Genomic DNA, 22,860 nt, shown 5'->3' on the forward strand with positions numbered 1-22,860 from the left:
CGTCATTTCATGGAGAGCACGATGAGCATCTGCAGAAAATCGTTGTTGGCGCTATTGGCAACCCTGGCGACAGCGGCGCTGCCGCTTTCCGCCTTGGCTGCCGACCCGTTTCCCGTCAAGCCGGTCAAGTTCATCGTCGGCTATCCGCCGGGAGGCGGAACCGATGTCCTGGCCCGCGTGCTCGCCAATGAATTGGCAACAAAATGGAGCCAGCAGGTAGTGGTTGAAAACAAGGCCGGCGCTGGCGGCATGATCGCGGCGCAGCAAATCGTCAACGCGGGGCCGGACGGGCATTCCCTGCTGGTCGCCTATACGCCGGAGGTATCGCTCAACAAACTGGTCTACAAGCAGATGCCGTACGACCCGCAAGCCGACCTGCAGCCGATCGCGCTCGCGACCAGTGCGCCGCTCTACCTTGTTGCCGGCCCCAAGTCGAAGGTGACTTCCTGGGCGCAGTTGCTGGACCTGAAGAAAACGCAGGCCCAGCTTTCCTTCGGCTCGCCAGGCATAGGCGGACAGCAGCATCTGGCTGGAGAACTGCTGAAGATCCAGACCGCCATGAACCTGACGCATGTGCCCTACCGCGGGACCTCGCAGGCAGTGGCTGACCTGCTCGGTGGACAGATTGACCTGCTGTTCGCCACCGCGCCCTCCATCATCGGCCATATCCGCGCCGGCACGCTCAAGCCGCTGCTGGTGACTGCAAATGTCCGCGATGGGATGTTGCCCGACGTACCGTCAGCCAAGGAGCTGGGATTGAAAGATTTCGAGATCTCGAACTGGTTCGGCGTGTTCGGCCCGAAGGCAATGAATCCGCAACTGGTCGAGAAGATTTCTGCAGACGTTGCCACCGCGCTGGCAGACAAGGCGGTGGCCAAGAAGCTGGGCGACCAGGGACTGGCCGTGACCTACCTGACGCCCGACAAATTGCGCGCCTTCGTCGTCGCCGAGATGAAAAAATACGGTGACATCATCGACAAGGTCGGCATTCCAAAACAGTAGTGATGAAAACCTGCCGCGGGCCCGATCAGGACTTGAGCGCCGCCGTCATCACCACTTCGACCCGGTAATGCGGGCGAGCCAGCGTCGCCTGCACGGTGGCGCGTGGCGGCGCGTGGCCGGGCGCCACCCAGGCGTCCCACACTTCGTTCATCACCGCGATATCGCGGATGTCGGCGATGAAAATCTGGCAGCTGAGAATCCTGGTCTTGTCGCTGCCGACGCCGGCCAGCAGGCCGTCGATCTGGTCCAGCACGTCGATCATCTGGCTACGGATGTCGACCCCGGCTTCCGGCCGCGGCACCTGCCCGGCCAGGTAGGCGACATTCTGGTACACGGCGATGTCGGAAAACCGTTTCTCTACGTTGATGCGTTCAATCATTTTTAAATTGCCTGGATTGGTGTGAAGCTGAAGCCTGTGAAGCTGAAGCGTATGAAGCTACAGCGGCGGCAAGCGCGTTTGTGCCGGCAGCGCACTCACTCATCGAGAACGGCAGGCTTGCGTTTTTCGACGAAGGCCTTCATTCCCTCCTGTGCACCGGCGCTCTCCATGGCGACGCTGAGCAGGTCGGCCTCGATTTTCAAGCCGTCGTCGAGCGTGCCCTGCAGGCCGCGCTGCACCGCTTCCCGCGCCAGCGCCGAAGCGTACAGGCTATGCACGGTGTACCTGGCGAGGAACTTTCGGGCGGCTTCCATCGGGTCGCCGTCCTCCACCAAATGGTTCACCAGCCCTATCCGCAATGCCTCATCCGCTTCCACGAAACGGCCGCTCAGTATGATGTCGAGTGCGGCCGACTCGCCGACCAGGCGCGGCAGCCGCTGGGTGCCGCCATAGCCGGGAATCAAGCCGAGCTTCACCTCCGGCAGTCCCATCCGCGAAGCGCGGGTGGCCAGCCTGAACGTGCAGCCCAGCGCAAGCTCCAGCCCGCCACCGAGGGCGAATCCGGTGATCAATGCGACCGATGGCACGCGCAGCCGCGACAGGCGGGTGACCACCTGCTGGGCGAAAGCCGTGTCACGCCGCTGCTGGCCGACGCTGCGCCCCATCAATTCAGGAATGTCGGCGCCGGCACAGAAGGCCTTGCCGCCGGCACCGGTGACGATCAGGCCGCGCGCGGCCGAGCCGCTCACCTCGTCCAGCGCCTGGTTCAGTTCGCGCAGCAGCGGCAAGCTCAGCGCATTCAGCGACTCCGGACGATTCAGGGTGATGACGGCATGATCGCCGTGAAATTCAAGAACTACATTCATGGAATCCTCGCTAGCTTGGGAATACGAATTGGGGTTTGTTGACATTGATCCGGAATGATTGCACTGCCGGGTATCACCGCCCGCCGCCCGCCGCAGCCATGTCCGGCGCGATGCGACGGCAGGCAGTTCTGGCAGCGGGCCATGGAGCGGCATTTTACTTGCAGAGCGCCCTGTCGATGAATTTCTGACCGCCCGCATCCTGGGCGCGGCGGCATCCGAACCCGCTATGGTCGCGGTCGGCAACAGCGCCCCGAACATGCTGTCCTTCATCATCGGCCGCAACAAGCGCCCCGCCCTTTCCGCTCCGGCGAGCCGAAATCCTGCAGGGCTGCACCAATCACACCTTCCAGTACTCCTTCAGCAGCCCAACAAACGCCGCCGCCGCCAGCGAGTCCTGCCGGCCTTTCTGCCGCACGACCGAAATCTGCCGCGACAGCAATTGCGTCGGCAAGGGTATGCACACCAGCCCGGGCCGTTCAAAATTGAAGCGCGCCACCGCTGGAATGATGGCCAGTCCGACCCCCGCTGCCACCAGCCCGGCCGCGGTCGCCATGTTGGTGACCTCCATCACCGTCTTGAGCTGATGCGGATAGGTGACCGCGTCCACTTGCTGGCGCACGCTGCTGTAACGATCCTGCTGCACGAACTCCCAGGCAAGCAGGTCGGCGATGCCCAGCTTGCGGCTGCGCGAGTTCGCCAATGGATGCCGGGCCGGGCAAGCAAGGAAGAAATTGTCCGACAGCACCGGTTCGATTTCGAGGTCAGTCGCCGACACGATGGAAGTCAGCGCAAAGTCGCAACGGTCGCGCCGCAACAGGTCAAGGCAATTATCCGAGGTCACGTCGTGCAGGGTGATCTCCACCCCGGGATGCAGGCTGCGAAAGGCGGCGATCACCTCCGGCAAGCGCTGTGCGCACAGGGAAGGTAATGCGGCGATCGTCACCCTGCCCTTGCGCAGCGCAACCAGGTCGTTGAGCTCGCCGACCGCATTGTCAAATTCGGCCAGCAGGCGCGCGGCCGAGGTTTCGAACAGCCGCCCTTCGACGCTCAGCTCCACCTTGCGCGTGCCACGGTCGAACAGGCGCACCCCAACGCTTTCCTCCAGACTCTGGATCAACATGGAAAAGGCCGGCTGCGACAGGTGCGACAGCGCGGCGGCCCGGGTAAAGTTGCGCTCCTGCGCCAGGGTGAGGAAGGCCTTCAGGTGCCGGGTAGATATGTTCATCGGCCTATCTCGGGTTATTGATTTGCTTAGTGATCCGAGCATTGATTTGAAAAGCGGATCAATCAATTCGGATTATAAATTTTTATTTGAACTGCTGTTGCCCGATAATCCTGCCATCCTCCAAACTGCACCTGGAATCCCACCATGATCGAAACCTCCCAGAAGCGCTTCATCGGCCCGGTAATTCGCCTGCATCCTGCGGACAACGTCGTGGTGGCCCGCGTCGACGTGCCGATCGGCGTGTCAGTGCCGTCCGAGAATATCGTCACCCGCAGCCAGGTACAGGCCGGCTACAAGATCGCCACGCGGGCCATCCGCAAGGACGAGCCGATCCGCAAGTACAACGTGGTGATCGGTTTTGCATCGAGCGACATTCCGGCCGGCAGCATGGTGCACAGCCACAACACCGAGTTCCGTGAATTCCAGCGCGATTACGCCCATTCCAGCGAGTACGTGCCGGTCGACCTGCTTCCTGAATCAGAGCGCGCCACCTTCCAGGGCATCGTGCGCAAGGACGGCCGGGTGGCCACCCGCAACTACATCGGCATCCTGTCGACCGTGAATTGCTCGGCTACCGCGGTCAAGAAGATCGCCGAATGGTTTACCGAGGAAAGGCTGGCCGAATACCCGAATGTGGACGGCGTGGTCGCCTTCGCCCATGGCCTTGGCTGCGGCATGGAAATGACCGGCGAACCGATGGCGCTGTTGCGCCGGACCATTGCCGGCTATGCCCGCCATGCCAACCTGGCGGCAGTGCTGATCGTCGGCCTCGGCTGCGAGCGCAACCAGCTGGCTGGCGTCATGACCGACGAGAAGCTACAAGCCGGCCCCCTGCTGCGCACCTTCGTGATGCAGGACACCGGCGGCACCCGCAAGACCATTGAAGCCGGCGTGGCCGCCATCAAGGAATTGCTGCCGATCGCCAACGACGTCAAGCGCGAGACGGTGTCGGCCAGCCACCTGTGTGTCGGCCTGCAATGCGGCGGATCAGACGGTTTTTCGTCGATCACCGCCAACCCGGCACTGGGCGCGGCGATGGATATCCTGGTGCGTCATGGCGGCACTGCGATCCTGTCAGAGACACCGGAGATCTACGGCGTCGAGCACACCCTGACCCGGCGCGCGGTATCGCGCGAAGTCGGCGAAAAGCTGGTGGAACGCATCCGCTGGTGGAAAGAGGAGTACTCGCCCGGCCGCGACGTGCAGATCAACGGCCGCGTCAGCCCCGGCAACCACGAAGGGGGGCTGGCCAACATCCTCGAAAAATCCCTCGGCTCCTCCATGAAGGGCGGCACTACTGCGCTGATGGAAGTCTATCGCTACGCCGAGCCGGTGACGGCGAAAGGCTTTGTGTTCATGGACACGCCGGGCTACGATCCGGTTTCGGCCACCGGCCAGATCGCCGGCGGCGCCAACCTGATTGGTTTCACCACCGGACGCGGCTCGATGTTCGGCGCCAAGCCGGTGCCATCGGTCAAGCTGGCGACCAATACCCCGATGTTCCTGCGGCTGGAAGAAGACATGGACATCAACTGCGGCGAAATACTGGACGGCACCTGCTCGATCGGAGAAATGGGACAGCGCATTTTTGAGCTGCTGCTGGAAACGGCATCCGGACGCGAGTCGAAAAGCGAACTGCTGGGACTGGGCGATCATGAATTCGTGCCCTGGCAGATCGGCATCATGAGCTGATCTGGCGTCCGGGGAAGCTGCACCCACGCGAGCTACGTGCCGGCGTTTGCGCAACATGACTACGAGCACGACCAAGAACACGACGAAAAAAGCGAATCAAGGAAAAAAGGAAAGACATGAATACATCGACCCGCATGACCGGCGTTTTGTCCCCGGTCGTCACACCGTTCAAGGCCGACCTTTCGCCCGATGCTGCGAAACTGGTCAGCATCTGCAAGTGGCTGCTTAGCCAGGACGTTGGCCTGGCTGTGTTCGGCACCAATTCGGAAGCAAATTCGCTGTCGGTCGGCGAAAAAATCGAACTGATGAATGCGCTGGCTGATGCCGGCATTCCCGGCCAGCGCATGATGCCCGGCACCGGTTGCTGCTCGATCACCGACACCGTCGAACTGACCCGCCACGCGATGAAGATCGGAGCCGGCGGCGTGCTGATGCTGCCCCCCTTCTACTACAAGGGCGTGTCGGACGACGGCCTGTTCGCCAGCTATTCGGAAGTGATCCAGCGCGTCGGCGACAGCCGCCTGCGGATTTACGTGTATCACATCCCCCCGGTGTCCAACGTGCCGATCACGCTGCCGCTGATCGAGCGCCTGCTGAAGGCCTATCCGGGCACGATCGCCGGCGTCAAGGACAGCTCCGGTGACTGGAGCAACACCAGCGCCATGCTGGAACGCTTCCAGCCGCAGGGTTTCGACGTGTTTGCCGGCAGCGAAAGCTTCCTGTTGGCCACGCTGCGCGCGGGCGGCGCCGGTTGCATCACGGCGATGGGCAATGCCAATCCGGGCCCGATCGCGAAACTCGCGCGTGAATGGCAGAACAGCGACGCCGATGCGCAGCAGGAAAAAATCAACCTGGTACGCCAGACCTATTCCAAATTCCCGATGATCCCGGCACTGAAGGCCGCCATTGCCCATTTTTCCGGCGACGCCGGCTGGGCAACCGTACGGCCGCCGCTGGTGAAGCTGACCGAGGAACAAAGCAGTGGCCTGGTACAGGCGCTGGACGGCATCGGTTTCACGATGCCCGGCCTGAAGTAAGGAGAGCAGTTTGGCACAACAGCAGGATTGCGCCGTCATCATTGGCGGCGGCACCATGGGCCGTGACGTGGCCGGAATTTTTTACGCGGCTGGATGGGCGACCCAGGTGGTCGAACCGGGCGCGCCGGTGCGCGCGCAATTGAAGGAAAGCGTGCCTGCCGCGGCCGCGGCGACCGGGATTTTCCGCGCGGGCGGCGGCGTCACGGCACTGGCCTCCATCGCGGATATCGACTGGAGCGCGGTGCGCATTGTCATCGAGTGCGCGCCGGAGAAGCTGCCGGTCAAGCAGGCGGTGTTCGAGGAGCTGGAGAAATTCGCTCCCGCCGGCGTGCCCCTCACCAGCAATTCTTCCGGCATTCCGATCAGCCTGATCGCAGCCAACTGCAAGACCCGCAATCGCATGCTGGGGCTGCACTTCTTCATGCCGGCGCATCTGGTGCCGGCGGTGGAAGTGATCCGCAGCGAACAGTCGGACGAGGCAGTCGCGCAGGCAGTCAGCGACATCATGCGCGCGGTGCGCAAGAAGCCGGTGCAGGTAAAAAAGGACGTGCCGGGCTTCCTGGCCAACCGCATCCAGCATGCGCTGATGCGGGAAGCGATTGCCTTGGTCGACGAAGGCTTCGCCAGTCCGGAGGACGTCGACACCGCAGTGCGCTACGGCTTCGGATTCCGCTACATTGCAGCGGGCCCGCTGCTGCAGAAGGACCTGGCCGGGATCGACATCCATTGTGCGGCGGCAGCGTCGATCTACCCCGCCCTGGCCAACAATACCGAACCCAGTCCGGTGATGAAAAACCTGGTCGCCAACGGCGATTACGGCGTCAAGTCGCCCAGCAAGAAGGGCTTTTATCAGTGGGACGACGCATCGATTGCCCGTGAGCAGGCGCGCTACGAGGTCGCACTTGCCAAGGCGATGCAGATCCTTCGCGATGAAGAACCGGACCAATGAGATAGAGGGAACAGAGGGGAAAGAGGGGAAAGAGGGGAAAGAGGGGACCAATAAGAAAAAACGGACCGATGAACGCCCACGATCGAATGGGCGCGGTCCAATAAACGAACTAGCGGACGAATGTACCAGCTAGGTACAATCCCCTAGTAGAAACACAGTAGTTGGCATGCATTCCAGTGATCTATAATCGCTGGACAAAAAACAAAGGGTGGCGCAGTCCACCCGGCTGTAGCCGTTTCCAAGCTGAAAAAACTGATTCAAATTGAATCCATCCAAAGGAGAGACACAATGATTGGTCGCATTACGCGCGCAGTTGCGCTGCTGGTAGGACTCGGCGTTGGCGCCACAGCCTTCGCCCAGAACATTTCGGTTGCTACCGGTGGTACCGGCGGCGTCTATTACCCGATGGGCGGCGGCATGGCGGCCGTGCTGTCGAAACACGTGCCAGGCATGCAGGCCACGGCGGAAGTCACCGGCGGTTCGGTCGACAACCTGAAGCTGGTCGGTTCCGGCAAACCCTATATCGGCTTCACCATGGCCGATGCAGCGCAGGACGCGTTCAAGGGCGAAGACAAGTTCAAGGGCCGCAAGGTCGCGTTGCGCACGCTGATGGTGCTCTACCCCAACCGCATGCACCTGGTGACCACTGAAGGCCGCGGCATCGCCAAGCTGGCCGACCTGAAAGGCAAACGCATCTCGACCGGCTCGCCAGGCAGCGCCACCGAAGTGATGGCCTTCCGCATCCTCGAAGCTGCCCACCTCGACAAGGACAAGGACGTCAAGCGCGAGCGCCTGGGCGCAGCCGAATCCGTGAACGCGATCAAGGACAACAAGATCGACGCCTTCTTCTGGGTCGGCGGCCTGCCGACAGCAGCGGTGACCGACCTGGCCAATACGCCAGGCACCAAGATCAAGATGATCGACCATACCGAAGTCGTCGCGGCCATGAACAAGAAGTACGGCAACCTGTACGTCGAAGATGCGATCCCGAAAACCATGTACAAAGGCATGGATGCCGACAACAAGCAGGCTACCGTGATGAACATCCTGGTCGCGCATGAAAGCATGGACGACAAGACCGCCTACAACATCGTGAAAGCCGTGTTCGACAAGAAAGCCGACATCGTCGCGGTTCACAAGGAAGCAGAGAACTTCAAGCTGGAGAACCAGAAGGCCAGCGCCTCGCCCATCCCTTACCATCCGGGCGCAGTGAAGTACTTCGCAGAAAAGGGTATCAAGGTCAACTGACCTCACCCCGCAGACAACCCCGCCTCCCCGGCGGGGTTTTGATTTGAGGGGCACCACGCCCCCGGCATCAGGAAGAGACAATATGAGTGAACTGGCCCAGGTTAACGACAGGGACGGCCTGATCAGCGATGAAGCGCTGAAGAAGGCAGAAGAATTTATTGAAGCGGAAGAAGGCGCAGCCAACAAGCTGGGCGGCTGGCTGGGAGCGTTCCTGGTATTCGGCGCCGTGGTGATGTCGCTGTTCCACCTGTATGCGGCCTACGACATCGTGCCGACGCAGACACTGCGTCCGGTGCACGTTGCGTTCGTACTGTTCCTGACTTTCCTGATGTTCCCGATTTCCAAGCGCTACCGTCATCGCATCATGTGGTGGGACTGGATTGCGGCCCTGGTCTCGGTCGCGGCCGTCGTCTACCTGATCATGGGCGGCGACGACATCTTCGACCGCAACACCTCGCCCGACATGCTGGACATCGTGTTCGGCGTGGCGCTGATCATCCTGATCATGGAAGCGATGCGGCGCACCAACGGCTGGATCATGCCGCTGGTGACCACCTGTTTCCTGCTGTACGCATTGCTCGGCGCCTACCTGCCGCAGCCATGGACCCACAAGGGCTACGAAGTCGGTCGCCTGGTCGGCCAGATGTACATGACGCTTGAAGGCATTTTCGGCACCGCAGTGGACGTCTCCTCGTCGCTGATCATCCTGTTCACGATATTCGGCGCCTTCCTGCAATACTCCAATGCGGGCAAGTTCTACATCGACTTCTCGTTCTCCGCCATGGGCGGCAAGCCGACCGGTGCCGGCCGCACCGTGGTGCTGGCCTCGTTCCTGCTCGGCGGTCCGTCCGGTTCGGGCGTTGCCACCACGGTGACGCTGGGTTCGGTCGCGTGGCCGATGCTGGCCAAGGTCGGCTACGAACGCAATGCCGCTGGCGGCCTGCTTTCTGCCGGCGGCCTGGGTGCCATCATCTCGCCGCCGGTGCTCGGCGCAGCTGCGTTCCTGATCGCGGAATTCCTGAAAATTTCCTATCTGGATGTGCTGCTGATGGCTGTCATCCCGACCTGCCTGTTCTACCTCGCGCTGTTCCTGATGGTCGAAATCGACGCCCGCAAGTACGGCATGCACGAAGTGGCATTCGACAAGGTCGAATCGGTCTGGGGGCTGGCGCGGAAATACTGGTTCCACTTCCTTTCGCTGATCTCGATCGTCGTCTTCATGATGTGGGGCTTCTCGCCGGTGCTGTCGGTGTTCTGGGCGACGCTGGTGTCGCTGCTGACCAGTTTCCTGCGCGCTGACACCACCCTGATCTCGCCGTCCGAACTGCGCGAAAAAGGCATCCTGAAAGGCCTGGCGCAATCCAAGCTGGTCAAGGCACTGGAAGGCGGCTCGGTCGGCGTGCTGAACGTCGCCGCCACCTGCGCCGGCGCCGGCCTGATCGTGGGCGTGGTCACGCTCACCGGCCTGGGCCTGAAGTTCTCCGGCATCGTGATCGACTACGCCGGCGGCAACCTGCTGCTGACTGCCATCTTCACATCGCTGGTGGTCTGGATCGTCGGCCTGGCGGTGCCGGTGACGGCGTCCTACATCATCTGCGCAGTCATCGCCGCCCCGGCGCTGATCAAGCTCGGCGTGCCCGACTTTGCCGCGCACATGTTCATCTTCTACTACGCCGTGCTGTCCGAGGTGTCGCCACCGACGGCCCTGTCGCCGTTCGCCGCCGCCGCAATTACCGGAGGCGACCCGTACAAGACGACCCTGCAATGCTGGAAGTACACCATCCCGGCCTTCCTGGTTCCATTCATGTTCGTGCTCGATCCAAGCGGACTGGGCCTGCTGCTGATGGGATCGACCAAGGCGCTGGCCACCGCCAACTGGTGGTCGATTGGCGAGGTTGCCTTCACTGCCGCCGTCGGCGTCGCGGCGCTGGCCGCCGGCTTCCAGGGATGGATGCTGGTCAAGACCACGCTCGTCGAACGCCTGATGCTGATCGTGGCCGGATTTGCGCTGGTCTACCCGTCCCCGATTGCCGACGTGATTGGCTTCGGACTCGTGGTCGTGGCGGTATCGATCCAGGTGGTCCGCAACAAGCGGATCAACAGCAGCGCGCGCCAGGCGAAAACCTAGCGCCCTGGCCGTCAGAAAGCCTTCGAAACGCCGGCCCAAGCCGGCGTTTTTTTGCCTGCCTCAGGCGCCAGCGTACGCTTTTGCCAGCGGGTCTATCTCCAGCTTCTTCATCTTCAGCATGGCCTGCATGGTCCGTCCCGACTTGGCCGGATCCGGATCGGCCATCATGTCCATTAGCACCCGCGGAACCACCTGCCACGACACGCCGTACCTGTCCTTGAGCCAGCCGCACTGCTGCGCATTGTCATCGCCGCCCTCTGACAGCCGGTCCCAATAGTGGTCCACTTCCTGCTGCGACTCGCACATTATCTGGAAGGAAATCGCTTCGTTGAATCGGAACACCGGACCGCCGTTCAACGCCGTGAACGGCTGGCCCCCTAATTCAAATGCCGCCACCATCACCTTCCCCGCCGGCTGGCCGTGCACCTCATGGCCGGCCTCGGTGTAATGAGACACCTGCGTGATTCGCGAATCGGGAAAAATTGCGGTATAGAACTTCGCCGCCTCCTCGGCCTGGTCGTCGAACCAGAGGCAAGGGGTGATTTTGGGATGGAGTTGCATGATCGGCTCCTGATGGATGCCAGCGGATGGCGAATCTCAGCTGCGCGTGATTGGCTGCAGCATGCTGACCCGATTCATTTCGCTGTCTTGAAAGGACACATACTGCCCGACTCCGGGTATTTCCATCGGCTGGCCCAACACTTCGCCACCAGCCGCCCTTACCTTCTCCATGGCGGCATGGATGTCTTCCACCGCGATCACCACGGAAGGATGCTGAGCCGGCCAGTCGGGGTTGCGGGCATAGAATCCGCCATTGATCGAACCAGGCTTGATTGGCGGCCCAGCCGGGGTTGACTCGGCCGTCATCGCGATCACGTAGTTACCCATCTCCGGGCCCAGCATCTGTATCTGCCAGCCGAACGCATCCTGGTAGAACTTCGCGATGCGATCGCGCGCGTCGTAGGGCATTTCAAAGTGAACCACTGGATCCATTTATCACCTCCGTTGTCGACAGGCTTGCCTGAATACCAGGCGTGAATCGCGTAAGACCTCCTATTACACGGCGCGGTTCGAGGACGGGGCCAATTGACGCACGAGATTTCAGCTCGGCGTCGAGGCTTTGAGCCAGATCAAGCGTCGATTGCGCACCCGGATTCATTTTTATAATTCAAAAATCATTGAATTAAATGACGGATTCATCTAGACTGTGTTTATGGATACCTCAAACGCAATTACGGCCCTTGCCGCCCTCGCCCAGGAATCCCGCCTGCGGGTATTCCGCCGGCTGGTGCAGGCTGGTCCCGGTGGCGCCGTGCCGTCGCAACTCAGCGAATGGCTGGACATCAGTCCGTCATCGCTGTCCTTCCATCTGAAAGAGCTGTCGCACGCCGGACTGGTCTCCGCCACGCGCAGCGGCCGTTCCATCGTCTACGTTGCCAGTTTTTCCGCCATGAACGAGCTGATCGGCTTCCTGACCGAAAACTGCTGCGGCGGCAATCCCTGCACACCGGTTTGTAGCCCGATCTGTTCCACTGAAGGAGCCTCATCATGAAACGCCTGCACGTACACGTCTCGGTCGACGACCTCGCCGCCAGCATCAAGTTCTACAGCGGCATGTTCGCTGCCGAACCCACCGTGGTGAAGTCCGACTACGCAAAATGGATGCTTGAAGACCCGCGCGTGAATTTCGCCATTTCCCGGCGCGGCGCCGAAGTTGGCCTGAACCATCTCGGCATCCAGGTCGAATCGGCGGAAGAGCTGGCGCAAATGGAGTCGCGCCTGCAGTCGCTGCAGCCGGATGTGCAACTGGAAGCCGACACCGCCTGCTGCTATGCGAAGTCCGACAAATACTGGGTCAACGACCCCTCCGGCATTGCTTGGGAAACCTACCACACGCTGGATACCATCCCGGTGTTCGGGGAGCCGGAAAAAGCCACGGCCACAGCCTGCTGCGTCCCCGCTGCAAAGCCGCGCATCAGGCTGTCGGCCGACTCCAGTTGCTGCGCACCCGCGGCTGACAAGTCCAAGGCGGGGAACTGCTGCTGAGTAATTCGAACTGGGTGCGGACATGGCGTTGCCCGACGCGCCCCATGAACGCTCCCTCCCTCCCTTTCAAGGGGAGGGAGTATTCTTTGGGTGCGTCGGTCTACGCAACAAGTCACGATCAAGCCAACGATCACCCGGCGACGGCCCCGAACGGCGCAACCCCAATCAGGACCCGGTGCAGCCACATCGCAAACCCCGCCCAGGCAACAAGCCCGACCACAACCGTGACAGCCGTTCCGGCCAGCGTCCCCGCAGGATAGACAGTCCCCGCCTTCCGGTCCCGCTGCCGCGCTGCCCGATACAGCAACATCGCCCACACCAGGAATGCACCGAACAAGACCACACTCGCAAGCCGGCCATTGGCCAGTAGATGCGCAAGCGCCCATACCTTCACCGCGAGCGTCATCGGATGGTGCAGGCGCGCCCTGATGCCGTTGCGCGGCACGTAGGCTGCGGCAAGCAGGATGAACGAGACCAGGGTCAACAGCGACGCCAGATGGCGCATGAATACCGGCGGCACCCATAGCACCACAGGATCCGCGCGCGCGATGCCGAAACCCCAGATGACGAGGCCAAAGCCTAGCAATGACAACAGCGAGTAGGCGCCCTTCCAGGCCAAGGCGCCGATACGCTGACGCTGCGCTGTCCGCCAGTCGTCGGCAAAAATGCGGACCGAGTGCACGCCCAGGAAAATTACCAGGCCGAGAATCAGGATGGACATTGCTTCCCCTTCAGGTGGTCATGATGTGATCGGCCAGCCCACCGATGCCGCATGGGCCGGACTGCAGCAGCATACACGCGCGCTGCAGCGATAGCGAGCGGCTGCGGCTTGCACTATCCGCGCCGTGCTTGCGCTGCATTTCCTGGACGGCCAGGGCGCGACGCCGCCCTAGGTTTCCCGTTCTGTCGAGCGGATGATGCGCGGCTGCCACCATGGCGGGTACAGCGCCCGCGCATCAGGCCTGGCATAGCGGTCGTCGATCAGGTACAGCACGCCGCTGTCGGTTTCGGAGCGGATCACCCGCCCGGCCGCCTGCACCACTTTCTGCAGGCCGGGAAAGAAGTAGGTGTAATCGTATCCGGCACCGAACTTCTGGTGCATGCGCGCAGCGATCTGCTCGTTCACCGGATTCACTTGTGGCAGCCCGAGCGTGGCGATGAAGGCGCCCACCAGCCGCTTGCCGGGCAGGTCGACCCCCTCTGCAAATACGCCGCCAAGTACCGCGAAGCCGACCCCGCTTCCCTCGGGTTCGAAGCGCGCAAGGAATCTGGCGCGTGCCGTCTCATCCATCTTGCGCGACTGCTCCCACACAGGGATATCCGGATACTGCTCACGAAATGCGGCGAGCGCATTCTGCAGGTAGTCGAAGCTGCTGAAAAACGCCAGGTAGTTCCCCGGCACGCGCGCAAACTGCTGGCCGATCAGCCTCGCAATCGGCGCCAGCGATGCATCGCGATCTGCGTAACGGGTCGACACGTCCGACACGATGCGCACCTGCAGCTGCTCCGGCCTGAACGCGGGCGGTATGTCCACCCATGCCGCGCAATCAGGCAGGCCCAGCATGTCGGCGTAGAAATGCCACGGCGACAGCGTGGCAGAAAACAATACCGATGCGTGGGCCGCTTCCAGCCGGGCGCGCAGGAACGGCGCAGGAACGAGATTGCGTATGCAGAGCACGGACCGCTCTTGCCGCGCGGCCGGCTGCCTGCTCACGTCGAACAGCGAATGATCGTCAAAAAAATCGGCAACGCGGGTGAAATGCATCGCATCGAAATAAAAACGCTGCAGCTCCGCGCCCAATGCCGCCGGCTGCTCACCGAGCAAATCGGTGATGACCGAGACCGCCTGCTGCAATGCCAGCAGCAACTTGTCGGGAAGGTTGCGCACCGCATAATCCTCCACTGACTCGCGGCTGAGTTGCGACCATTGCCGCGCGACCCGGTCCAGTGTCTTTTTCACCGCCGGCGGCGCCTCGCGCCTGGCCATCCGGAATCCGACGGGATCGAGTTCGGCGCTGTACATCTTCCGTCCCCGCTCCACCAGGTTGTGGGCTTCGTCGACCAGCACGCCGACCCGCCAGTCGGCGTTCAGGGTCATGGCGTGCAGCATGGCGTGGAGATCGAAAAAATAGTTGTAGTCGCCAACCACCGCATCGCTCCAGAGCGCCATTTCCTGGCCCAGGTAATACGGACATATTTCATGCGTACGGGCGATCTCGCGCAGTGACGCCTGCGTCATGTCGCCGGCGGCTGCGGCATCCCGGCGCGCCGCTGGCAGGCGGTCATAGAAGCCACGCGCCAGCGGGCAGGACTCGCCATGGCAGGCCTTGTCCGGATGCTCGCAAGCCTTGTCGCGGGCGACCAGCTCCAGCACACGCAGCGGCAATCCGGCCGCATGCAGCTTGACCCGCTGCAATGAGTCCAGCGCGAGCGCGCGTCCCGAGGTCTTGGCCGACAGGCAGAACAGCTTGTCGATCTGCTGGCCCGGCATCGCCTTGAGCATGGGGAAGATGGTGCCGATGGTCTTGCCGATTCCGGTCGGCGCCTGGGCCAGCAGCGGGCGGCGGCTGACTGCTGCCTTGTAGACCGCTTCCGCCAGCAGGCGCTGCCCGGGGCGGAACCCGTCATGCGGAAAGTCTAGCGCGGCCAGCGCCCGGTCCCGCGCAGCGCGATGCGCCGACTCCTGACCGGCCCAATAGAGATAACGCTGGCACTGGTCTTCGAATGCGGCCCGCAGGCTGTGCGCCGAATGCAGTTCCAGCAGCACGGTTTCCTTCTGGCTGACGATGTTGAAATAGACCAGCGCGATGCGGATTTCAGTCAATCCCAGCTTCTCGCACAGCAGCCAGCCATACACCCGCGCCTGCGCCCAGTGCAGCTGGCGCTGGTTATCCGGCAGGCGATCGAGGTCGCTGCGATGGGTCTTGATTTCTTCCAGCTGATTGCGCTGCGGATCGTAGCCATCCGCGCGTCCGCGCACGGTCAGCGAGCGGTACTGCCCGGACAACGAGATTTCGCTCTGGTACAGCGCGCCGCGGCGGGCACGCACGGCGGCGTGCCCGAGCATGCCCTCGAGCGCGGACGGTGCCGGAGTGAAGCGCAGGTCGAGGTCGCCCTGGCGGGCAGTGAAATCGCACAAGGTGCGCACCGCAACGGAACAGGCGGCAGCACTATCGGAAACAGACGGCACAGGCATCGAAGGAAACATGGGACGCCAGACCGGCGCAGTGCGGGAAGAATGAAAGCAAAGGGAACGGCATCACTATACAGGTGCGGCGACAGGCAATGGCATCGGGAGCGCGGATCCACGGTTTTCGGGAAGCAGGTGGAAGATGGAAGATGAACGATGAACAGCAGGCGAAATACAGGAAATACGCGAAACACGCGAACGCATGGATTGATAACCGGACAAAAAGATCCCGAACCCCGATGCCGTATTAACCCTTCTTCCTTCCTGCTGCAGCCGCACTATGCTGTGCGCAGCCATTCGTGCTTTCTGGTCGGCTCGAATGGTCAGCGGGTCGCTTCCTTCCCCAAGTCCCAGCGGCCCGCGCCTATTTTCTTGCCTGCCTTGCCGCTTTCAGCAATCCAGGTCGAGGGACATCCCGACGTGGTCTATCCCCGCATCGTCGAACACGTCCCCCTCCTCCACGAATCCGTAACGGGCATAAAAGCCCCGCGCATGCAGCTGCGCATGCAGGCGCAGCACACGATCGCCGCGCCGGCGCGCCCGCTCGATCAGCGCCTGCAACAGCGCCGCGCCGACACCACGCCCGCGAAACGCCGCATCCACCGCCATCCGTCCGAGCTGGCCGTCAGGCAACAGCCGTGCAGTACCCACTGCGCGCGTTCCGATCCAGGCCACCGCATGCTCGGCAACAGCATCCATCTCGTCGAGCTCCAGTTCAAGCGGCACCTTCTGTTCGTCCACGAACACGGCATGCCGCAGCGGCACCGCCGCGTCGCGCTGCCGTTCCCAGGTGCCGATATCGATAGTTACAGGGCTGATGGCGGGCATTTTTCGAAAGCGCTGATTACCGCGCGCCAGTGCTCCGGAACCGGCACGCCCTTCCTCGCCTTGACATCGGCATACACATAGAACAACTCGCCGGAAATCAGATGCTGCTCGCCACGGTAGATTTCCAGGACCAGGCGCATCGAGGAACGGCCAAAGCCGGCGCAGCGCACGCCGATGTCGAGCATGTCATCGAAACGGGCCGAGTCGTGATACTCGATGGTCGCCTTGCGGGCAAACAGTTCCTGCCCCGATCCAGCCTGCTCCACCACGGTCGGCAAGCCGGTCGCTCGCCAGTATTCGGTGAAACCGACATCGAAGTAAGTCAGGTAATGGCCGTTGAAAACAATCGCTTGCATGTCGACTTCGGCCCAGCGCACGCGCAGCGTATGGAAGAAAGCGAAATCGGCCTTGGCCATCGGTGTCTCCTGTCGTTTTTTTTCAGTGATCGCGGACGCTGCCGGCGGGCTGCCAGCGAGCCGCCAGCTATTGCCACGCAGTCTCGGCCACGATGCGCCACACGGCACCTTCACGCGCCCAGTACTGGCGCATGCGCTGCGACTGCAGGTTCTTGCCGTTCTGCCCGGCATCATGGGTAAAAGTGGCAACCAGCAGGTCGCCCGCGCCCGGATAGAGGAAGTAGCTGACATCACGCATCGACAGCTTGGCGCTGCGTACCGTGGACATCCATTTCCCCTGTCGATCCAGCCAGCTGTCCAGGTTGCCCTGCTCGGCCCGGAAGCTACGCGAGTAATGCGCCCGCAGTCGTTGCGGGCTGCGGCTTTCGAAGTCGCGGCGCCAGCTTTCAGTCAGCGAATTGGCCAGTGCGCGGTCGTGGTCGAGCCTGGCGCGGGACACGAAGCGAATCTCGTCGGCGATCACGACCGGCGTCTTGCCGACCTCGGCCGTCTGCGACAGCCGGATCAGGTCCGGATTGGTCAGCACCACGCAACCGTCGGAGGACAAGGGCGCCCGGCTGAAGCTGTCCGATGGCGTGCCGTGCAACCAGATGCCGGACCCGCTACGCCCGTGCAGGCGGTCCCACTCATTCGGATAACTGATGGGCAGCGCGCCAGACCCATAGAAATCAGGCAGCCGCTGCCGCTCCAGCCGGCTGGTGACGTAATACACGCCGAGGGGAGTCTTCTGGTCGCCTTCGCGCACCTTGTTGACGCCCAGCTTGCCCTGGCTGATGTAGTAATCGGTCACGAACTGCGGATAGCCATCGCGGTTTTCGTAGACATAGAGCCGCGAACGGCGGGCGTCCACGACAAAGGCGAAGCGCTGGTCCGGGCGCATCTGCAACAGCACACCGGGAACCAGCTTCGGATCCGGCCGTTCGCGCAGCGCGCGCATCCTGCTCATTGCCTCGTGCCGCAGGTTCTGGAGGCGCTCGGCGGACGCGCCCTGCACGGCGCCGAAGGCCTTGACCGGTTGCGTGTGCATCAGCAGCAGGTCGCCGCGTATCAGGTGAGCGAGCTGAAAATTCGGATAAGCGGCCAGCAGCGCATCGACCTTCTGCTGTGCGCCGCGCAGATTGTTGGCACCAAGATCCTTGTAGACCCCGATCAGCAAGGAGTCCGGGTCCGGCTGCGCGGACTGTGCGGACTGGGCCGCCTGCGCCGGCGGCGGCAGGCCTGCCGCCTTGGGCGATGACGAGGGTGACGGCGCCGCCATTGCCCCGCCGTGCGGGAACAGCGCCAGCATGCCGCACAGGAAGGCGGAACGCGCAAGAGGGAAGATCCGGTGGAACATTACTGCAGGCATCAGCTTCCCGTAGTTTCCTTCTGGATCACCCATTTACCGCGCTGCTTGACCAGCACCAGCGTCTTGCGGCTGTTTGCGCTAAGGCGATCGGATGTGTACACCTGGCGGAATTTGACCGTGGCGCGATCGTTCTGGACGGTGACCTGCGGCGACTCGACCCGCACGCTGATGCGGCCCTTGCCGACGATCCGCGCCTGGCGATCATCCGCCCACGCCTTGCGCGACTGGTTGCCCGGTGTATCGAAATCGGCTGCGTAATGATTCAGGTAGCCCTTGACGTCCCGCGCGCTCCAGGCCTTGGCCCAGCCGCCGACCGCTGCCAGCACGGCGTCGCGCTCGACAACTTCGGCCCGTGACGTTTTCTGCTGCTTCGCCTTGGGTTCGGGTGCAGGATCGGCCTTGGCCAGCGGCGGCATGGCCACTGGTGCCGGTACTGCGGCCTTGGCCGGAGCCGCAGCAGCAGCCACAGCAGCAGCAGCAGCAGCAGCAGCGACTTTCACTTCCGGCGCCTTTTGCCGGACGGCCGGCGGCAAGGCCGTTTGAGGCGGTGCGGCAGGAGCAACTGGAGCCGCTGCCACGACAGCGGGACGGGACGGTGCAGGAGCTGCCACGACCGGAGGACGAACCGGTGCTTGCGCTGGCATCGCTGGCGGCGCTGGCGTGGCCGGCCTGGCCGCGACGGCAGCCGCCGGCGGCGCCGGCAGTGCCTTCTGTACCGGCGTGTTGTCGGCAAGCCGGACCGGAGGCTGGACTCCGGCCGTCATGCTGCGCACCAGGGTCAGCTTGGATTTCGTGCCGGCGTTGCCGGAGTCGATCTGCAGCGCCTTGTCATACGCCTGGCTGGCAAGCCTGGCATGCACGTCGCCCAGGTTCTCGTAGGCGGTGGCATAGGACGGGTTGGTACGGATTGCCTTGTCCAGCGCAGCCCGGGCCTTTTCAAACTGACCCTGGCCGGCATACAGCACGGCCAGGTTGTTGTACGGCTCAGGCAGGTTCGGATAATCCTCGCTCAGGCGGGTGAACACGGCGATGGCATCCTGCGTCCGGTTCATCTCGGTCAGGATCACGCCCTTGGTGAAGCGCATCTGCGGGTCGCGCGGCTTCTGGGCCAGCCAGGCATCTGCCTTGGCCAGGGCTGGCGCATATTGAGCGCCCTGCATCAGCCTGGAAATGTCGGCGAATTCATCGGCGTGCACTGGTGCCGCCAGGATCATGGCGACCAGGCCTGCGGCTGCAACAGTGGCATGGAAGCGCCGCCCCAGGCTACGCACGGCGGGACGATGGCGAATAGACATGTCGTATTGAAGCGCGGAAAAACCGTATGGTACACCGGCCGCCGGCGGGTTCAGTGGGACCGGGAGACAAAATGCAGGAAATTCCGGGGTGGATGATGGTCGGAACACCAACGCCTTCAGCCGCCTTCAGCCACTCCCCCTGCCACCCCTGCCGCTACGAGCTCGCAGTAAAGCCCCGGATCAGCCGATTGATCCGCTCGGGCTGCTCATGCACCACCCAATGCGATCCCTCGGGGATGCGCGCGACCTCAAGATCGTCCACCAGCGTATCGAGTCCGTCCAGCAAGTTGCTGGGCAAAGCAACATCACTCTCGCCCCATATCACCAGCGTCGGCACCCGCACCCGGAAATCCTCCGGGTTCAACTGCAGTCGCGCCGGCCCCGGATCGGCCTCGGTCGGCGGATACATGGGCGAAGCGCGGTAATAGTTCAGGGCGCCGGTGAGCCCCTTCGACCAGCTTTCGAGATAACGGGCCCGGGCCTCGCCCGCGAACCAGGGCGCGGACCGCTGCCCCATGCCGACGAACAGGCTCTCCATGCGCTGGTAAGCATCCTTTGCGAGCGCCTCCTCGGCGCCCGGCTGGCGCAGCCAGTTCATGTAGGCGCTGGCCTGCTGCTGCAGCGGATCGTGGACCAGCGCTTGCGCAAACAGCCAGGGATTCGGGGCATTGATGATGACCAGGCGCTTCAGCATCTGCGGCAAGGCGATCGCCATGTTCCAGGCAATCGCCCCGCCCCAGTCGTGCGCGACCAGCACGCACTGCTGATATCCCAGATGCCCGATCAGCAATCGCAAGTCCTCGACGATGTGGCGGGCACGATAGGCCGAGACATCCGCGGGCTGGTCCGACAGGTTGAAGCCGCGCAGGTCGGGCGCGACAGCATGCCAGTCCTGGCCGAATTCGGCCAGTTGCGCCTGCCACTCGTACCAGAATTCAGGGAAGCCATGCAGGAACAGGATCAGCGGCCGGCCCGGCTGTCCGGCGCTGGCGTAGTGCAAGCGCGTGCCGTTGGAAAGTGAAGCGAACTGGTTTTCGACGATCTCTGCGGGCATGACCTGATCTCCCTGCCGGCTCAGTCCGCTTTCAGCTTCTGCTTCAGCGCCGCGCCCACATGCGGCACCGCTTCGTAAGGGTCGCCGGGATTGCGCTGCGCAACGATATCCTCCATCCGCCTTTGCACCTCGCCCAGCGCTTTCGGATGCGAATAGATGTAGAACTGGCCGTTGCGGATGGCATCGAATGTCTTCTGCGCGACTTCGGCGGCGCTCACCTTGCCCGATACGACGGCCTTGTCCAGCATCGCCTGCGACGCGCGCTGGCTGGCGGTGGGTACACCTGCGTTTTTCAATTCATCCGGACGGTTGCGCTCCCCCTGGCTGATCCCGGTCGGAACGAAATACGGGCACAGCACCGATGCCCCGATCGGTGCATCGACCAGTTTCAGGTCGTGGTACAGCGATTCGGACAGCGAGACCACGGCATGCTTGGAGACGTTGTAGACGCCCATGGTCGGCGGATTGAGCAGGCCGGCCATCGATGCGGTATTGACGATGTGGCCTTCGTAGCTGGAGTCGCGGGTCGCGCAATCCAGCATCAGCCGGGTAAAAATCCGCACGCCGTGGATCACGCCCCACAGGTTTACGCCAAGCACCCATTCCCAGTCGGCCTGGGTGTTTTCCCACACCAGCCCGGCGGAACCGACACCGGCATTATTGAACACCAGATGGACCGCGCCGAAGCGCTGCATGCAGGCATCGGCCAGCGCCTGCACCTGATCGGCATGCCGCACGTCGCAGTGCATGGCGAGCACTTGCGCGCCCTGCCCTTCCAGCTCGGCACGGGTCTGTTCCAGTGCGTCCTGCTGCACATCGGCCAGCACCAGCTTCATTTCCAGCTGGGCGCCGATGCGGGCGAACTCGCGGCCGAAGCCGCTGGCCGCGCCGGTGATGACCGCTACCCGTCCCTTGAATCGTTCCATCCCGTCTCCTTGTCCCCATATGTGCACTCGCCGCTGGCGGCCATGACTGCCGCGTCTTGCCGGTGGTGCCGGTGGTGCCGGTGGTGCCGGTGGTGCCAGTCGTGCTACGGTGCTGCAGTGCCTGCGATGCCTGTAGTGCCGCTGGTACCAGTCCTGTCAGTCGATCAGGCGAACCAGCTGCTTGCCGAAATTCTTGCCATGCAACAGTCCGATCAGGGCTTCCGGCGCCGAGCGCAATCCCTGGGAAATCGACTCGCGGTACTTCAGCTTGCCGTCCGCCAGCAAGCCGGTCAGCTCCGCCAGACCCTGCGGCCAGAACTCCATGTGTTCGGAAATGATGAAGCCGCGCAGGGTCAGCCGCATCGTCAGCAGCATGCGCACGTTCTTCAGCACCGTCGGTTCGTCTTCATAAGCTGCGATCAGCCCACAAAGCGCAATCCGTCCGAACGGATTCATGCGCGCCAGGCATGCGTCGAATCCTTCGCCGCCGACGTTTTCGTACAGGCCGTCGATGCCATCCGGCGTGGCCGCCTTCAGGTCATCGGCCAGGTTCCCGGCCTTGTAATCGACGCAGGCATCGAAGCCAAGTTCATTGACGACGTAATTGCATTTCTCCGGTCCGCCGGCAATGCCCACCGCCCGGCATCCGTGCAGTTTGGCCAATTGGCCGACCACGCTGCCGACGGCGCCACTTGCGGCCGACACCACGATCGTCTCGCCCGCCTTGGGCGCGATCACCTGGTTCAATCCGTACCATGCAGTCATGCCCGGCATGCCAGCCGCCCCGAGGTAGGCGGACAATGGAATACGGCTGGTGTCCAGACGGCGCAAGCCGACGCCGTCGGACACGCCCATTTCGCTCCAGCCAAAGCCGCCGCCCACGAAATCGCCGGGCTTGTAGCGCGGGTTCTTCGATTCGACCACTTCGCCCACGGTGCCGCCGATCATCACCGCATTCAGTTCCTGGGGCGCGGCGTAGCTCTTGGTGTCCTCCATCCGCATGCGCATGTAGGGGTCGAGCGAGAGGTAGTGATTGCGCACCAGAATCTGCCCGTTCTGCAGGACGGGAACCGGCACCCGCTCCAGGCGGAAATTGCCGGGTGAGACATGGCCTTGCGGGCGCGAGGCCAGCACGATCTGCTGGTAGGTCGACATTGACAAACTCCTGGTTCAATCCTGCCGCGGCAGCAGGGAGGAAAAAAATAACACTCAGCCGGCACCGGCCCCTGCT

The 22,860-nt window shown here is 62.9% G+C and carries 22 protein-coding genes; 8 read left to right on the forward strand and 14 right to left on the reverse strand.

Annotation, left to right across the window (positions count from 1 at the left end; genetic code table 11):
* The first annotated feature begins 21 nt into the window (after positions 1 to 21).
* Complete coding sequence (locus FVE66_RS09640) at positions 22 to 1,002, forward strand: Bug family tripartite tricarboxylate transporter substrate binding protein (protein ID WP_151447156.1); 981 nt, start codon at positions 22 to 24, stop codon at positions 1,000 to 1,002.
* A 25-nt stretch (positions 1,003 to 1,027) separates the two neighbouring features.
* Here the strand turns inward: FVE66_RS09640 and FVE66_RS09645 are convergent, their stop codons facing one another.
* The 3 genes from FVE66_RS09645 to FVE66_RS09655 form a co-directional block, all read right to left on the reverse strand.
* Positions 1,028 to 1,381: a RidA family protein gene (locus FVE66_RS09645; protein ID WP_151447157.1), complete on the reverse strand. Its 354-nt coding sequence runs from the start codon at positions 1,379 to 1,381 to the stop codon at positions 1,028 to 1,030.
* A 95-nt stretch (positions 1,382 to 1,476) separates the two neighbouring features.
* A complete protein-coding gene (locus FVE66_RS09650) occupies positions 1,477 to 2,247 on the reverse strand; it encodes an enoyl-CoA hydratase/isomerase family protein (protein WP_151447158.1) in 771 nt (256 codons plus the stop codon).
* Positions 2,248 to 2,584: 337 nt separating this feature from the next.
* Positions 2,585 to 3,472 carry a LysR family transcriptional regulator gene (locus tag FVE66_RS09655; RefSeq protein WP_151447159.1) on the reverse strand — a complete coding sequence of 296 codons (888 nt, stop codon included), beginning with the start codon at positions 3,470 to 3,472 and terminating at the stop codon, positions 2,585 to 2,587.
* A gap of 144 nt (positions 3,473 to 3,616) precedes the next feature.
* Between FVE66_RS09655 and FVE66_RS09660 the strand changes: the two genes are divergently transcribed.
* The 5 genes from FVE66_RS09660 (at position 3,617) to FVE66_RS09680 (ending at position 10,526) form a co-directional block, all read left to right on the forward strand.
* Positions 3,617 to 5,164, forward strand: coding sequence for a UxaA family hydrolase (locus FVE66_RS09660; protein WP_151447160.1), 1,548 nt, complete (start codon positions 3,617 to 3,619; stop codon positions 5,162 to 5,164).
* 116 nt (positions 5,165 to 5,280) lie between these two features.
* Positions 5,281 to 6,201, forward strand: a complete 921-nt coding sequence (locus FVE66_RS09665) for a dihydrodipicolinate synthase family protein (RefSeq protein ID WP_151447161.1) — start codon at positions 5,281 to 5,283, stop codon at positions 6,199 to 6,201.
* Positions 6,202 to 6,211: 10 nt separating this feature from the next.
* Positions 6,212 to 7,150, forward strand: coding sequence for a 3-hydroxyacyl-CoA dehydrogenase family protein (locus FVE66_RS09670; protein WP_277753158.1), 939 nt, complete (start codon positions 6,212 to 6,214; stop codon positions 7,148 to 7,150).
* A 288-nt stretch (positions 7,151 to 7,438) separates the two neighbouring features.
* Positions 7,439 to 8,398 carry a TAXI family TRAP transporter solute-binding subunit gene (locus FVE66_RS09675; protein ID WP_151447162.1) on the forward strand — a complete coding sequence of 320 codons (960 nt, stop codon included), beginning with the start codon at positions 7,439 to 7,441 and terminating at the stop codon, positions 8,396 to 8,398.
* Positions 8,399 to 8,480: 82 nt separating this feature from the next.
* Positions 8,481 to 10,526: a TRAP transporter permease gene (locus FVE66_RS09680; RefSeq protein WP_151447163.1), complete on the forward strand. Its 2,046-nt coding sequence runs from the start codon at positions 8,481 to 8,483 to the stop codon at positions 10,524 to 10,526.
* Positions 10,527 to 10,586: 60 nt separating this feature from the next.
* Here FVE66_RS09680 and FVE66_RS09685 read toward each other — a convergent pair whose 3' ends face one another.
* Both FVE66_RS09685 and FVE66_RS09690 read right to left on the reverse strand, forming a co-directional pair.
* On the reverse strand, positions 10,587 to 11,087 hold the full coding sequence (locus FVE66_RS09685) for a VOC family protein (protein ID WP_151447164.1): 501 nt from the start codon (positions 11,085 to 11,087) through the stop codon (positions 10,587 to 10,589).
* A 36-nt stretch (positions 11,088 to 11,123) separates the two neighbouring features.
* Positions 11,124 to 11,519 carry a VOC family protein gene (locus FVE66_RS09690; RefSeq protein ID WP_151447165.1) on the reverse strand — a complete coding sequence of 132 codons (396 nt, stop codon included), beginning with the start codon at positions 11,517 to 11,519 and terminating at the stop codon, positions 11,124 to 11,126.
* Positions 11,520 to 11,739: 220 nt separating this feature from the next.
* Here FVE66_RS09690 and FVE66_RS09695 point away from each other — a divergent pair, with 220 nt between their 5' ends.
* Both FVE66_RS09695 and FVE66_RS09700 read left to right on the forward strand, forming a co-directional pair.
* Positions 11,740 to 12,078: an ArsR/SmtB family transcription factor gene (locus tag FVE66_RS09695; RefSeq protein WP_151447166.1), complete on the forward strand. Its 339-nt coding sequence runs from the start codon at positions 11,740 to 11,742 to the stop codon at positions 12,076 to 12,078.
* Entirely contained in the window at positions 12,075 to 12,572 is a 498-nt protein-coding gene (locus FVE66_RS09700; protein WP_151447167.1) for an ArsI/CadI family heavy metal resistance metalloenzyme, read from the forward strand. Before FVE66_RS09695 ends, FVE66_RS09700 begins: the two co-directional genes overlap by 4 nt.
* Positions 12,573 to 12,702: 130 nt before the next feature.
* On the opposite strand, the gene FVE66_RS09705 is transcribed toward FVE66_RS09700, so the two are convergent.
* From FVE66_RS09705 to FVE66_RS09740, 9 genes are all read right to left on the reverse strand, one after another.
* A complete protein-coding gene (locus tag FVE66_RS09705) occupies positions 12,703 to 13,293 on the reverse strand; it encodes an NnrU family protein (RefSeq protein ID WP_151447168.1) in 591 nt (196 codons plus the stop codon).
* 168 nt (positions 13,294 to 13,461) lie between these two features.
* Positions 13,462 to 15,780, reverse strand: coding sequence for an ATP-dependent DNA helicase (locus tag FVE66_RS09710; RefSeq protein ID WP_241673112.1), 2,319 nt, complete (start codon positions 15,778 to 15,780; stop codon positions 13,462 to 13,464).
* 372 nt (positions 15,781 to 16,152) lie between these two features.
* On the reverse strand, positions 16,153 to 16,590 hold the full coding sequence (locus FVE66_RS20340; protein ID WP_194164370.1) for a GNAT family N-acetyltransferase: 438 nt from the start codon (positions 16,588 to 16,590) through the stop codon (positions 16,153 to 16,155).
* Positions 16,569 to 17,006 (reverse strand): acyl-CoA thioesterase, encoded by a 438-nt coding sequence (locus FVE66_RS20345; RefSeq protein WP_194164371.1) that lies wholly within the window; start codon positions 17,004 to 17,006, stop codon positions 16,569 to 16,571. Before FVE66_RS20345 ends, FVE66_RS20340 begins: the two co-directional genes overlap by 22 nt.
* A 67-nt stretch (positions 17,007 to 17,073) precedes the next feature.
* Entirely contained in the window at positions 17,074 to 18,387 is a 1,314-nt protein-coding gene (locus FVE66_RS09720; RefSeq protein ID WP_241673114.1) for a L,D-transpeptidase family protein, read from the reverse strand.
* A complete protein-coding gene (locus tag FVE66_RS09725; protein WP_151447169.1) occupies positions 18,354 to 19,649 on the reverse strand; it encodes a nuclear transport factor 2 family protein in 1,296 nt (431 codons plus the stop codon). Before FVE66_RS09725 ends, FVE66_RS09720 begins: the two co-directional genes overlap by 34 nt.
* 154 nt (positions 19,650 to 19,803) lie before the next feature.
* Positions 19,804 to 20,703: an alpha/beta fold hydrolase gene (locus FVE66_RS09730; RefSeq protein ID WP_151447170.1), complete on the reverse strand. Its 900-nt coding sequence runs from the start codon at positions 20,701 to 20,703 to the stop codon at positions 19,804 to 19,806.
* Positions 20,704 to 20,723: 20 nt separating this feature from the next.
* The gene (locus FVE66_RS09735; protein ID WP_151447171.1) at positions 20,724 to 21,629 is read right to left on the reverse strand and encodes an SDR family oxidoreductase; all 906 of its coding nucleotides are present in this window, start codon (positions 21,627 to 21,629) and stop codon (positions 20,724 to 20,726) included.
* A 156-nt stretch (positions 21,630 to 21,785) separates the two neighbouring features.
* The gene (locus tag FVE66_RS09740; RefSeq protein ID WP_151447172.1) at positions 21,786 to 22,784 is read right to left on the reverse strand and encodes an NADP-dependent oxidoreductase; all 999 of its coding nucleotides are present in this window, start codon (positions 22,782 to 22,784) and stop codon (positions 21,786 to 21,788) included.
* Positions 22,785 to 22,860: the final 76 nt, after the last annotated feature.

Origin of the sequence: Lacisediminimonas profundi (genome assembly GCF_008831265.1) — a bacterium.
GTDB classification, from domain to species: Bacteria; Pseudomonadota; Gammaproteobacteria; order Burkholderiales; family Burkholderiaceae_D; genus Lacisediminimonas; species Lacisediminimonas profundi.

Coding starts and splice junctions, on each gene's coding strand:
- FVE66_RS20340 (WP_194164370.1), bottom strand. CDS start 16,590: ATGCCCGCCATCAGCCCTGTAACTATCGATATCGGCACCTGGGAACGG.
- FVE66_RS09660 (WP_151447160.1), top strand. CDS start 3,617: ATGATCGAAACCTCCCAGAAGCGCTTCATCGGCCCGGTAATTCGCCTG.
- FVE66_RS09655 (WP_151447159.1), bottom strand. CDS start 3,472: ATGAACATATCTACCCGGCACCTGAAGGCCTTCCTCACCCTGGCGCAG.
- FVE66_RS09725 (WP_151447169.1), bottom strand. CDS start 19,649: ATGTCTATTCGCCATCGTCCCGCCGTGCGTAGCCTGGGGCGGCGCTTC.
- FVE66_RS09740 (WP_151447172.1), bottom strand. CDS start 22,784: ATGTCGACCTACCAGCAGATCGTGCTGGCCTCGCGCCCGCAAGGCCAT.
- FVE66_RS09680 (WP_151447163.1), top strand. CDS start 8,481: ATGAGTGAACTGGCCCAGGTTAACGACAGGGACGGCCTGATCAGCGAT.
- FVE66_RS09675 (WP_151447162.1), top strand. CDS start 7,439: ATGATTGGTCGCATTACGCGCGCAGTTGCGCTGCTGGTAGGACTCGGC.
- FVE66_RS09705 (WP_151447168.1), bottom strand. CDS start 13,293: ATGTCCATCCTGATTCTCGGCCTGGTAATTTTCCTGGGCGTGCACTCG.
- FVE66_RS20345 (WP_194164371.1), bottom strand. CDS start 17,006: ATGGCCAAGGCCGATTTCGCTTTCTTCCATACGCTGCGCGTGCGCTGG.
- FVE66_RS09650 (WP_151447158.1), bottom strand. CDS start 2,247: ATGAATGTAGTTCTTGAATTTCACGGCGATCATGCCGTCATCACCCTG.
- FVE66_RS09730 (WP_151447170.1), bottom strand. CDS start 20,703: ATGCCCGCAGAGATCGTCGAAAACCAGTTCGCTTCACTTTCCAACGGC.
- FVE66_RS09710 (WP_241673112.1), bottom strand. CDS start 15,780: ATGTTTCCTTCGATGCCTGTGCCGTCTGTTTCCGATAGTGCTGCCGCC.
- FVE66_RS09645 (WP_151447157.1), bottom strand. CDS start 1,381: ATGATTGAACGCATCAACGTAGAGAAACGGTTTTCCGACATCGCCGTG.
- FVE66_RS09640 (WP_151447156.1), top strand. CDS start 22: ATGAGCATCTGCAGAAAATCGTTGTTGGCGCTATTGGCAACCCTGGCG.
- FVE66_RS09720 (WP_241673114.1), bottom strand. CDS start 18,387: ATGGGTGATCCAGAAGGAAACTACGGGAAGCTGATGCCTGCAGTAATG.
- FVE66_RS09700 (WP_151447167.1), top strand. CDS start 12,075: ATGAAACGCCTGCACGTACACGTCTCGGTCGACGACCTCGCCGCCAGC.
- FVE66_RS09695 (WP_151447166.1), top strand. CDS start 11,740: ATGGATACCTCAAACGCAATTACGGCCCTTGCCGCCCTCGCCCAGGAA.
- FVE66_RS09735 (WP_151447171.1), bottom strand. CDS start 21,629: ATGGAACGATTCAAGGGACGGGTAGCGGTCATCACCGGCGCGGCCAGC.
- FVE66_RS09685 (WP_151447164.1), bottom strand. CDS start 11,087: ATGCAACTCCATCCCAAAATCACCCCTTGCCTCTGGTTCGACGACCAG.
- FVE66_RS09690 (WP_151447165.1), bottom strand. CDS start 11,519: ATGGATCCAGTGGTTCACTTTGAAATGCCCTACGACGCGCGCGATCGC.
- FVE66_RS09665 (WP_151447161.1), top strand. CDS start 5,281: ATGAATACATCGACCCGCATGACCGGCGTTTTGTCCCCGGTCGTCACA.